This window comes from Paenibacillus sp. B01 (assembly GCF_009649995.1).
In the GTDB taxonomy this organism is placed as follows: domain Bacteria; phylum Bacillota; class Bacilli; order Paenibacillales; family Paenibacillaceae; genus Paenibacillus_O; species Paenibacillus_O pasadenensis.
In genome coordinates this window covers 4,554,197-4,565,886 of record NZ_CP045802.1, presented here as the reverse complement: position 1 = coordinate 4,565,886, position 11,690 = coordinate 4,554,197, and the positions used below count along the sequence as shown (strand labels likewise).

Annotated in this window: 10 protein-coding genes; 7 read left to right on the top strand and 3 right to left on the bottom strand. The window is 63.6% G+C overall.

The features are described from left to right. Positions 1-66: 66 nt before the first annotated feature. The 6 genes from GE073_RS19525 (at position 67) to GE073_RS19500 (ending at position 8,607) form a co-directional block, all read left to right on the top strand. A complete protein-coding gene (locus GE073_RS19525) occupies positions 67-1,629 on the top strand; it encodes a copper amine oxidase N-terminal domain-containing protein (RefSeq protein ID WP_153784136.1) in 1,563 nt (520 codons plus the stop codon). 26 nt (positions 1,630-1,655) lie between these two features. Continuing rightward, positions 1,656-2,000 (top strand): thioredoxin family protein, encoded by a 345-nt coding sequence (locus GE073_RS19520; protein WP_028600519.1) that lies wholly within the window; start codon positions 1,656-1,658, stop codon positions 1,998-2,000. A 2,345-nt stretch (positions 2,001-4,345) separates the two neighbouring features. Beyond that, on the top strand, positions 4,346-5,275 hold the full coding sequence (locus tag GE073_RS19515) for a COX15/CtaA family protein (protein WP_028600520.1): 930 nt from the start codon (positions 4,346-4,348) through the stop codon (positions 5,273-5,275). Then, a complete protein-coding gene (locus GE073_RS19510) occupies positions 5,272-7,044 on the top strand; it encodes a UbiD family decarboxylase (protein WP_101808046.1) in 1,773 nt (590 codons plus the stop codon). The genes GE073_RS19515 and GE073_RS19510 overlap by 4 nt, the downstream gene beginning before the upstream one ends. Before the next feature lie 25 nt (positions 7,045-7,069). Beyond that, positions 7,070-7,795, top strand: a complete 726-nt coding sequence (locus GE073_RS19505) for a Cthe_2314 family HEPN domain-containing protein (RefSeq protein WP_028600522.1) — start codon at positions 7,070-7,072, stop codon at positions 7,793-7,795. Positions 7,796-7,821: 26 nt separating this feature from the next. Then, positions 7,822-8,607: an SDR family oxidoreductase gene (locus GE073_RS19500; protein ID WP_028600523.1), complete on the top strand. Its 786-nt coding sequence runs from the start codon at positions 7,822-7,824 to the stop codon at positions 8,605-8,607. A 59-nt stretch (positions 8,608-8,666) separates the two neighbouring features. Here GE073_RS19500 and GE073_RS19495 read toward each other — a convergent pair whose 3' ends face one another. Next, positions 8,667-8,912, bottom strand: a complete 246-nt coding sequence (locus GE073_RS19495; protein ID WP_028600524.1) for a NifU family protein — start codon at positions 8,910-8,912, stop codon at positions 8,667-8,669. 67 nt (positions 8,913-8,979) lie between these two features. On the opposite strand from GE073_RS19495, the gene GE073_RS19490 reads away from it, so the two are divergent. Next, a complete protein-coding gene (locus GE073_RS19490; RefSeq protein WP_028600525.1) occupies positions 8,980-9,249 on the top strand; it encodes a YuzB family protein in 270 nt (89 codons plus the stop codon). A gap of 23 nt (positions 9,250-9,272) precedes the next feature. Here the strand turns inward: GE073_RS19490 and GE073_RS19485 are convergent, their stop codons facing one another. Further along, on the bottom strand, positions 9,273-10,340 hold the full coding sequence (locus GE073_RS19485; RefSeq protein ID WP_028600526.1) for an NAD(P)/FAD-dependent oxidoreductase: 1,068 nt from the start codon (positions 10,338-10,340) through the stop codon (positions 9,273-9,275). A 79-nt stretch (positions 10,341-10,419) separates the two neighbouring features. Continuing rightward, complete coding sequence (gene mqnE, locus GE073_RS19480) at positions 10,420-11,523, bottom strand: aminofutalosine synthase MqnE (RefSeq protein ID WP_028600527.1); 1,104 nt, start codon at positions 11,521-11,523, stop codon at positions 10,420-10,422. Positions 11,524-11,690 lie beyond the last annotated feature (167 nt).

Below are 11,690 nucleotides of genomic sequence, written 5' to 3'. Positions count from 1 at the left end.
CCATTCGTTTCCTGTCATGGTAGAATAGACGGGATTTGATAGAGACGAGAGAGGATCGTGGGTCTTTTGAACCGTAAATTCCGATTAAGCTTGATCCTGCTTTGCCTGCTGGCTGTCACGGCGGCCGGCTGCCAGTCGATCGCCGGACTGGACCTCAACACGGCGATCTTGCAGTCGATGAAGGCCCAGACTCAAGAAAGCCGCAGCACGGTCGCGCTGGCCGTCGCCTTCGAGCCCGAGGCGTTCGAGGGATTGGATAAGCGCGAGCGTCAGCAGCTGGAGCTGCTGCGCGACCTGCGCCTGCGCATCGACTCCGCCAAGGTCGAGAGCGGATCCCGCAGCTCCGCGAGCGGCGCGCTGCTCGTCGGCGGCAAGGAGATCGGCTTCTCGCTGCAGCAGGACGAGACGTCCGCGATGCTGCGCATCGACGGCTTGAAGCGGCCGATCTCGCTGGCGCTCGACGAGGCGTCCTTGCTCGAGCTCGGCTCGGGCGCCTCGCTGACGGATATCGTCGGCGGCTCCGAGGCGACGCCGGAGCAGACCGGCGCGCTCGCCCGCGATCTGGTCGACCGCGCCGGCGCGTACTGGATCCACAATCTGCCGAACGCGAGCCGCTTGAATGTGCAGCCGGTCGCGCAGAGCGTCTACGGCGGCGGCTCGGCGCTGTGGCAAGTAGACGCCGGCTGGAAGGGAATGGAGCTGTTCGATTGGGCGCATGCTTATGTCAAGGCGCTGCTGTCCGACTCCGAGGGGCTCGCTGCGATGCTGGACGGCCTGTTCGAGGTGCTGCAGGACCATCCGGAGGCCGGAGCGGCCAATGAGGACGGAGAGCCGCTGTCCGACGCGGACAAGCCGGCATTCGTGGAGGAAGGCCGGGAAGCGCTCGCGGAGATGCTCCAGGAAGCTTCCGACTCGATGCAGGAAGCCCGCGACGCGGGCGAGCTCGAGGAGATGTTCACCGACGGCAGCTCGCTGAACGTCAAGCTGCTGCTGGATGCCGGCCTCGACATCCGCAGTCTGGATGCGGCGCTGACCTGGGCTCCCGGAGCCGCGGCGTCCGAGGACATCCCGGTGTCGTCGGTCTCGCTGCGGATCCAGACGGAGCTGTGGAACGTGAACGGAGCCGTCGCCGCCGACAAGCCGCAAGCGGATGCCGTGAGCTGGAGTCCGGAGCGCTGGTCCGGGACAGCCGGAGCTTCCCGCTTCCTCCGGGACTTCGACCGCGGCTCGGACGCGTACAAGCTGCTCAAGCAGGAGCTGCAGCTGGGCCGCCAGTCGGCGCAATTCTACGCGTACGGCTACGACAGCTACATCTCGGTGCCGTCCGGACAGACGCTCGTGCCGCTGCGCTCGCTCGCGGACAGCATAGGCGCGTCGCTGACCTACGACAGCGGTCGCAGCAAATGGGCGCTCCAGGATGAGGCCCGCGGCCAGACGATTTGGCTCGCCAAAGGCAGCAAGACCGTTTATTCCGGCGCCGCTAAGACGCAGCTGAGCTTCCCGCCGACCGTCGTCGACGGCACGCTTTATGTCCCGGCCCGGGACATCGCCAAGCTGCTCGGAGCGACCGCGAGCATGACCAAGGCCAGCTATTCCAACATCGTCGAGATCGTCCGCGAAGTCGGATAGTCCCGCAACCGGAAAGGAAGATTCCCATGCAGAAGCTGACGACCGAAGAGCAGTACCGCCAGACCGTCTCGAATAGCGGCGTCACCGTCGCCGTATTCAAGACGACCTGGTGCCCGGACTGCCATTTCATCGATCCGTTCATGCCGGAGCTCGAGCAGAAGTATGCCGGGCGCATCGCGTTCGTCGAAATCGACCGGGACGACCTGCCGGAGCTTTGCTCCGAGCTGAACATCCTCGGCATCCCGAGCTTCGTCGCCTTCCGCGAAGGCAAGGAGCTGGTGCGCTTCGTGAACAAGCTGCGCAAGTCCCGCGAGGAGATCGAGCAGTTTCTGGATCGGGCGCTGGAAGTGGCGGACGCCCTCCCGGGCTGACCGCCGGCGGATAGGAGGAGGCCGAAGCCGCTCTAGGCTTCGGCCTTCTTTGATGTTCCGTGTCCGGAACGGGCCGGAGACGGAAGGCGGCTGCGGGAGCCGAGCCACTCCGGTGGACAAGAAGGCGGCTGCGCAGGCCGAGCCATTCCGGTGACAAGGAGGCGGCTGCGCGAGCCGAGCCTTTCTCGGCAGGCAGCCGGCAAGTCCAATGGACAAGAAGCCCGCTGCGCGATCTGAGTGACAAGAAGGCGGCTGCGGGAGCCGAGCCACTCCGGTGGACAAGAAGGCGGCTGCGGGAGCCGAGCCACTCCGGTGGACAAGAAGGCGGCTGCGCGAGCCGAGCCACTCCGGTGGACAAGAAGGCGGCTGCGCGAGCCGAGCCACTCCGGTGGACAAGAAGCCCGCTGCGCGAGCCGAGCCTTTCTCCGATTCCACTGGAAGCCGGATGCCCTGATTTTTTGACCTCCTATTCGGAGGCCATCCGTCTTCCAAGAGGACCGCTGCCGCTTCTCCGAAAGGCATCGTCTCGCTCCGCTTGCCTTGTCCCTGCCCCGCCCCTCCCCCTTTTTATTTGGGGGAGGGGGCCGTCTCCCGCATACCTGGGAGACGGCAGCGCTTCTCGCGGCCGGTACGATTCGGCGGCTGCAGATCAGCCAGCAAGCCGCATGCGGCTTGCTGCCCCGCCCCCCTCGTCTCGGGCGTGTAAACCAAACCGCTGGCGCGAAACAAGGCGCTTGCGCCCCTTCATAGAGCCGGCGTGCCAATATCCTGCGCTCCAAGGACATCTCGACTCGGTCGTCTCAGATTGTGAAGGTCCGAACGATGGGAGATGCGCGGGAAAACCGAGTAACTCGGGCGAGTGAAGGGTCAAACGGTCGGAGATGCGCGGAAAAACCGAGTAACTCGGGTCAGTGGAGGGGCGAATGGTAGGAGTTACGCGGAAAAACCGAGTAACTCGGGCATTGGGAGGCCGAACGGTCGGAGATGCGCGGAAAAACCGAGTAACTCGGGTTAGTGGAGGGTCAAACGGTCAGAGTTGCGCGGAAAAACCGAGTAACTCGGGCGAGTGGAGGGAGAACGGTCGGGGTTGTGAGGTCAAATCAAGTCACTCCGGTAGGCAGGCGTATCGGTTGCAGCCTGAAAGAAGGGCTTGCGAGCCGCTGTAACCCGAATTATTCGGGTTGGAGCCTGAAAGAAGGGCTTGCGAGCCGCTGTAACCCGAATTATTCGGGTTGGATCCTGAAAGAAGGACTTGCGAGCCGCTGTAACCCGAATTATTCGGGTTGGAGCCTAAAAGAAGGGCTTGTGAGCCGCTGTTATCCGAATTATTCGGGTTGGAGCCTAAAAGAAGGGCTTGCGAGCCGCTGTAACCCGAATTATTCGGGTTGGAGCCTAAAAGAAGGACTTGCGAGCCGCTGTAACCCGAATTATTCGGGTTAGGGTTAAAAGACGAACGGTCGGAGATACGCGGAAAACCGAGTAGCTCGAGAGAGTGGAGGATCGGACGGGAGCAGGACTGCACTTTGGCGAGCGCAGAGGAGAATGGAACGCCGCGGGTGTCCGGGAGGAATTGGGAACCAGGAGCGAAGCGGACGGGGGCTCGTGGAGAAGCGGCAGCGGTTCCCTTGGAGGCCGGATTCCACCCCTGCTGGGGAATGGGATCAAAGGAATCTGGGCTCCAGGGAGATCGGAACGAGTCCCCGCTCCGCGAAGCGGTTTCGGTTTCGATCCCGCTGGTGGGTCCCGGCGCCGGTTCCGAGTCCCCGCTCCGCGAAGCGGTTTCGGTTTCGATCCCGCTGCGGGGTCCCGGCGCCGGTTCCGAGTCCCCGCTCCGCGAAGCGGTTTCGGTTTCGATCCCACTGCGGGGTCCCGGCGCCGGTTCCGAGTCCCCGCTCCGCGAAGCGGGGCCGTTCCGGCACCTCGTTTCGGTCCGACGTTCCGGCCTCCGCCCAATAACGGCTTGAGCTTGGTATTTGCTCCGTTTTTCCCCGTCCGCTTCCCGTCCGCACCTCGTCCGCACCTGGTCCGCACCTGGTCCGCATCTCGTCCGCTCCCCGTCCGCTCCCCGTCCGTTCCTCATCCGCTCCCCGTCCGCTCCTGGTCCACACCCCGTCCGCACCTCATCCGTTCCGCCGCCGCTTATTGCCACTTGGAACGAGGACGGGAGCACCGCTTTCGGGGCAAGCTAACGAGGCGGCCGAAAGCGTCGGAAAGACACGGCCGGAGCGGCCCGGACCGCCACGGTTTCGGGGCGGGATCGTCACATTTTCAACATGGCTTTTGCATTTTTTTGCCGCTATAATGAGGGTTGTATCCATAGGAAGAAGGGGTGACAACCGACAATCATGTTCTCCCGAGCTTACCGCCTGCTTGCATGGATGTCCTGCATCGGCATGTTCCTGGTCCTGCTGGCCGGGGCGCTTGTAACCAATACCGAATCCGGCCGCGGCTGCGGAGACGACTGGCCGCTTTGCAACGGCAAGTTTATTCCCGCCTTTACGCTGGAGACCGCCATCGAATACTCCCACCGCGCCGTAACCGGCGTCGTCGGCATCATCGTGCTCGCCACGTTTGTGCTGACCATCCGGCTGTTCCGCCGCCACGGCCATCGCGAGCCGCTCTGGTACGCCGGCCTGACGCTGGCCTTTACGATCATCCAGGCGCTCATGGGCGCGGCCGCGGTCATGTGGTACCAGAGCCCGCCGGTCATGGCGCTGCATTTCGGCATTTCCTTGCTCGCGGTCGCATCGACCGTGCTGCTCGTCATCTGGGTCCGGCGCCACAGCAAGGGCTACGACGCCGCGACCGCCCCCCGGCTGCCGCGCTCGGTCTATGCGCTCGTGCTTACGGCTTGCATTTATTGTTATGTCGTCGTTTATCTCGGCGCGTTCATCCGCCATACCGACTCCGGCGGAGGCTGCCTCGGCTGGCCGCTCTGCAACGGACAAGTCGTGCCTGAGCTGACCGGCGCGACCGGCATCGTCTTCATCCACCGCGTCGCAGGCCTGCTGCTCGGCCTGCTGTTCCTGTGGCTGTACCTGCGCGTGCGCAAGCATGCCCCGGCAGGAGACCGAGCGACCCGCTCGGCCCGCCTCGTGCTGATCCTCGTCGTCTGCCAGATCTTCAGCGGCGCCTGGCTGACCGCGACGATGCACGACGAGCAGTGGTTCCTGTTCACCAACATGCTGCACAACCTGATCATCACCATTCTCTTCTCCATCCTGATCGATCTCGGCATCCAGGCTTGGAAAAGACAGGAAGGACGGACTTCATGAATTTTGCGAATCTGAGGCAATTCACGGAAGCGCTTCGCCAGGACGGCGATCTGGCGGTCATCGACGCCCCGGTCGACCCGAATCTGGAGCTTGCCGAGATCCATCGCCGCGTCATCGAGGAGGAGGGCCCCGCTCTCCTGTTCACGAATGTGAAAGGAAGCACATTCCCCGTGCTCACCAATATGTTCGGCACGGCGCGCCGCGTCGATCTGGCCTTCGGCCCGAAGCCGGAGCAGCTCATGAAGACGATCGTCGGCGCCGCCGACCGGCTGCTCCCGCCGACGCTCGGCGCGATCTGGGGCGAGCGCGGCATGATGCTCGACCTGCTCAAGGTCGGGCTCAAGGATGTGCCGAGCGGCTCGGCTCCGGTGCTGCAGCAGGTGCGCCGCGAAGCTCCGCTTCAAGGGCTGCCGTTCCTGACCAGCTGGCAGGAGGACGGCGGTCCTTTCGTCACGCTGCCGCTCGTCTATACGGAGCATCCGCTTCATCCGAAAAAGCATAACCTCGGCATGTACCGCATGCAGATCTTCGACGACCGCACGACCGGCATGCACTGGCAGATCCACAAGGGCGGCGGCTTCCACTACCATGAGGCGGAGAAGCTGAACCAGGAGCTGCCGGTGAGCGTGTTCCTCGGCGGTCCGCCGGCGCTCATCGCCGCGGCGATCGCGCCGGTGCCGGAGCATCTGCCGGAGCTGATGATCGCCTCGCTCATCCTCGGCGGCAAGCTGCCGGTGACGCAGGATCCGCTCGGACGCCACCGCATCCCGGCCGAGGCCGAATTCGCCATCCACGGCACGGTGCCGCCCCATGAGCGCCGGCCCGAAGGACCGTTCGGCGACCACTTCGGCTACTATTCGCTGCAGCATGACTTCCCGGTGTTCAACGTCAAGCATATGCATCACCGCAAGGACGCCATCTATCCGGCGACGATCGTCGGCAAGCCGCGTCAGGAAGACTACTACCTCGGCGAATACCTGCAGCGCCTGCTCAGCCCGGCGTTTCCGATGGCGATGCCCGGCGTCAAGGACCTGTGGGCTTACGCCGAGACCGGCGTGCATGCGCTCGCGGCCGCCGTCGTGCGCGAAAGCTACTCGCGCGAGGCGCTCGGCACCGGCTTCGCCATCTTCGGCCAAGGCCAGCTGTCGCTGACCAAGTTCCTCATGCTGACCGATCAGCCGATCGACCTGTCCAGGTTCGATACGCTGCTCGAGACGGTGCTGGAGCGATTCCAGCCGGAGACGGATCTGTTCGTGTTCGACAACACGTCCCACGACACGCTCGATTATACGAGCGGCAAGCTCAACCACGGCAGCAAAGGGCTGCTGATCGGCGTAGGCGAGCCGGTGCGGACGCTGCCCTATGAATATACGGAGGGCCCGATTGCGGAGATTAACGACATCGCCGTCTACTGCAAAGGCGCGCTGGTCGTATCGGGGGCGTCCTACGCCGCCGATCCGGAGCTGGCGTCCAAGCTGCTGGAGCGCGTCGCCGAACGCGGCACCGAATGGCCGCTCATCGTGCTCGTCGACGATGCGTCCACGGTCGCCTCGGCGCAGACGCCGTTCCTGTGGACGGTGTTCACCCGCTTCAATCCGGCGGACGACATCTACGCGCTGTCCGACGCGCGCCGCCATCATCTGGCCTATCGTCTGCCGATCGTCATCGACGCCCGCATGAAGCCCGGCTACCCGGACGAGCTGTTCCCGCGCGAGGATATCGTGCAGCTGGTCGACCGGCGCTGGAAGGAATATTTCCCCGGAGCTTGAATTACATCCTAGAGGAGGTCGGCCCATGCTCCGCATGCTGTTTGGAGAAGAGCCGGCAGCGCCGGCCGGCGTTGTCGCCGATGCGCTGAAGGCCATGCAGGCTTATGCCTCCGCCATGCATCTTCATGCCGTTGCGGGACGCGACCAGGACCACAAGGCGCGTACCCGCGAGGTCATGGCCTTCGGCCTGATGGCCTCGCTCGACGAGCTGGAGCAGAGCTGTTATGCCGCTTCGCGCTTCGGCGCGCTCGTGACGAGCGATTCCTGGGCCGACATGCCTCAGGAGGAGCGGCTGCATTATCGCCGTTACGTCTATTTCGACAAAAATGCCTTCATCCGCCTGTTCTCCCTGCTGGACAAGCTCGGCACGCTGCTGAACGAAGCGCTGGAGCTGAACACGCAGCAGTTCAAGGAGCGCTTCTCCTACTTCACCGTGCTGCGGCGCATGCGGGAGAAAAAGCTGCATCTTGCGCTCGGAGGGCCGCTGAGCGACCTTAAGGCCCGGCATGAGAAGCCTGTCGCGCGGCTGCGCAAGCGCCGCAACGAGGAGATCCATAACCTGAACTCCGAGCTGCAGGACGATCTGCTGCAGATGCATCTTCATTTCGGCGAGGAGATCGGCCTGGAGAGCATCTCCGACCAGCTGGAGGACATGGCGAGCGGCCTGGAGCTCGCGGCGGCGTCCCTGCAGCTGGCATTCGCCTACTTGGCGAAGCTGGCGGAGGAGAAAGCCCCGCAATCCGGCCGATAATCGGCGAGGAGGAACGATCCGTGGAGCTGAAAGGAAAAACGGCCCTGATCACCGGCAGCGCCAAAGGGCTCGGCAAGCGGGCGGCGGAGGAGCTGGCCCGCTGCGGCTGCGATATCGTGCTCAACTACCGCACGAGCGCGGACGATGCCGAAGCGCTGGCGCGGGAGCTGGAGAGCCGCTTCCGCGTGCGCAGCCGCGCGATCCGGGCCGATCTGGCCCTGCCCGGCGAGGCGGCAGAGCTGGCCCGCGAGGCGCTGCGGCTGACCGGCCGGGTGGACATCCTCGTCAACAATGCCGGACCGTTCATCCGCGAGCGCCGGGTGTTCGGCGATTACGAGGAAGAGGAGATCATCGCGCTGCTGCACGGCAACCTGCTCGGCGCGATGCTGCTGGACCGCCATCTGCTGCCCGCGATGCGCGAGCGGCGGTGGGGACGCATCATCCACTTCGGCTTCGGCCATGCGATGGAAGGCCGCGCCTGGCCTCATCGGGCCGTTTATGCCGCGGCCAAGACCGGGCTCGTGTCGTTCACCAAGACGCTCGCCGTCGAGGAGGGCTCCCATGGCGTCACCGTCAACATGGTCTGTCCGGGCGACATCCGCGGCGACTACAAGGAAAAGTCGATCGCCGACGTGCAGGGCATCGCGGACGACGACTCTCCGCTGGGCCGTCCCGGCACGGGCGAGGACGTCGCCCGCGTCATCGCCTTCCTGTGCCTGCCGCAGTCGGACTTCCTGACGGGCAACATCATCGACGTGACGGGCGGCTTCGACCCGATCCGCACGAGCATCAAGCCGGCCTCGCCCGGCTGAACAAAAAAACGGCTGGCATCCCGGGAGGGGAGCCAGCCGCTTGTTATTTTGAAACCTTCTTAGAAGACCTGGACAACCTCTTGCACGCCTTCGACTTCTTCCAGCAGGGCGCGCTCGATGCCGGCCTTCAGCGTGATCGTGGAGCTCGGGCAGCTACCGCAGGCGCCGACGAGACGGAGCTTGACGATGCCGTCCTCCACGTCCACGAGCTCCACGTCGCCGCCGTCGCGCTGAAGGAACGGACGAAGCTTGTCAAGAACATCCAGAACCTCGTCGTACATCGTGCTTTGTGCGTTTTCGCTCATTGCATTCAACTCCTTTCTTCCCTATTATAATACAAAGCAAGACGATTGAAAACGGAGGTACGCCATGCTGAAGCCCGTCGTTGAATTCTGCTCGAGCAACATGCATCATGGCACCGACCGGCTGATGCGCGCTCTAGAACAGGATGACCGATATGAAGTCATCGAATACGGCTGCCTCGGCAATTGCGGCGAATGCTATCTGTCGCCGTTCGCGATGGTCGACGGCGAGATCGTCGCGGCCGATACGGTCGAGGAACTGGAAACGGCCCTGCAGGAGAACGTTCTCCGCAAGGCCGCCGAGCGCGAGGCGCTGGACAAGCTGATCGACGACCTGTAGGCGCGATCGGCTTGTTTTCCGTCTCATCCGAAATGGTTTTTGGAACGCCAGAGCACGCCGGTTTTGAGCACTCGCGGCACGCGGCCCATAATGGCCGTGTTGCCCATGAGGCCGAAGCCGGCTTTTTTGCCGAGCGAGCCGAGCGTGCCCTTGAGCTTGATCTTGCCGACCTTCGGCGTGCGGCCTTTCCAGATCGCCTGCATGACATCCGCGACCTGCTTGCCCATCGCGCCGGCAAGCTGTCCGCTCGGAGAGAACGGCACGGACGCGCAGTCGCCGATGACGAATACTTCCGGATAGTCCGGCAGCTGATGAAGCTCGTTGAGCACGAGGCGGCCCTGATGGTCCTTGGCCACGTTCAGCTCGCGCACGACCTCGACCGGCTGGATGCCCGCGGTCCAGACGGTGGCGTCGGTGTAGATCGGCTCCGGCGAGTTGCCGTCATGCAGGACGCCGTCCTCGAGCAGCTTGAGCGACACATGGCCGCGCATCTCCACATGATGCTCGAGGAACCACGCCGAGACGTACGTCTTGAGCTTCGGAGGGAAGGCCGAAAGGATGCTCGGTCCGCGGTCGATGATGCGGATGTTGAGATCCTTGCGCGCCTCGCGCAGCTCCGCGGCGATCTCGACGCCGCTCAGGCCGCCGCCGATGATCGATACCTGGCCGTACGGCTTGACGTCGCCGAGCACCTGGTAGGTGCGGCGCGTATTCGCGAACGTCTGGATGCTGCAGGAGTTCTTTTCGGCTCCGGGGATGCCGTGATAGTTGTCCGTGCAGCCGAGCCCGATCGTCAGCCAATCGTACGATACCGGGTCCTGCCCTTCGAGCAGGACGCGCTTGCCGTCGAGGTCGATGCCCGTCACCTCGCCGTAGGTGATGAGCAGGCGCGAGTCGCTCGGGAAAGAAACCCGGAGATCGATCTCCGGAGACGTTCCCGCGGCCAGCGCGTAGTATTCCGTCTTGAGTCCTTGGAAAGGCATGCGGTCGATCAGCACGATGATCGTATCCGAAGGGATGTCTCCGTCCAGCAGCTCCTGGGCCAGAGCCATGCCTCCGTATCCGCCGCCCAAAATGACAAATCGCTTCATTCGTATCCCAACCCTTGTTCGCTTTTCACGGTGCCGCGATGAAGATGGATGAACCTAATATGCTCGCTGCCGAGCGGAATTACTCGAATACCTTGATCTCGTTGTAAAAGGTGTCGCGCTCGACGGGAACGCGGCCCGCTCCTTTTATTAACCAGATCAGGTCCTCGCGCGACAGTCCTTCCGGCGTGAGCGCTCCTGCGGCATGGCTGATGCGCTCGCGCACGAGCGTGCCGTGCACGTCGGATGCGCCCATCGTCAGCGACACCTGCGTCAGCTGCGGGCCGATATTGATGAAGTACGCCTTGATGTGGTCGAAGTTGTCGAGCATGAGGCGGCTGATCGCGATCGTCTTGAGATCCTCGTAGGCCGAGTTGCGGCGGCGGATGCCGGCGCGCGGGCTATGCGGCTGCATGGACAGCGGGATGAACACGAGGAAGCCGTTCGTCTCGTCCTGCAGCTCGCGGATCGACATCATGTGCTGGATGCGCTGCTCATGCGTCTCGACGGCGCCGTACAGCATCGTCGTATGCGTCTTGATGCCGAGGTCGTGCGCCGTGCGGTGCACGTCGAGGTACTGGCTGACGTCGGCCTTCTCGACGCGCATCTTTTTGCGGTACTGGTCGGAGAGGATCTCCGCGCCGCCGCCGGTGAGCGATTCGAGCCCGGCCTTTTGCAGCTCCTGCAGCACCTCGCGGTAACTGAGCCCGCTGATGCGGGAGAAGAAGTCGATCTCGGCCGCCGTATACGTCTTGAGCGTCACATGCGGGTACTGCTTCTTGAGGGCGCTCAGCGAGTCGACGTAGTATTGGAAAGGCACATGCGGGTTATGGCCGCCGACGATATGGAACTCGCGCACCGTCGGGGTGATGTGCTTGTCGACGTAGTCGATCATCTCCTGCGGAGAGAGCGTATAGGCGCCCTCGTCGCCTTCGTCCTTGCGGAAGCTGCAGAACGCGCAGTGCGCTTCGCAGACATTGGTGAAGTAGAGCGTCATCGTATCGATGAAATAGACCTTGTTGCCGTTTTTGCGCAGGTTGGCTTCGTTGGCCATCTGGCCGATGCTCAGCAGGTCGTCGGACTTGTACAGGAACACGCCGTCCTCGAGGCTGAGCCGCTCTCCCGCGCTGACCTTCTCGCGGATGCCTTGCATGACGGAGGCTTCCGTCGGAGTGATGATGTTCATGGATATGGACCTCCTTGTCCGTGCATCCTGCCTGGCCATGCCTGGCGGGCAGAAGAATCGGGAATGGTCGGCAGGGCGGTTGCCTTTCGCGGCTGTCCTGCCTTGGAGAACTTTGTGAAAAAAGGAACTTTCCCGTGCGTCTACTGCAAACAAACCGTCTTCATTAT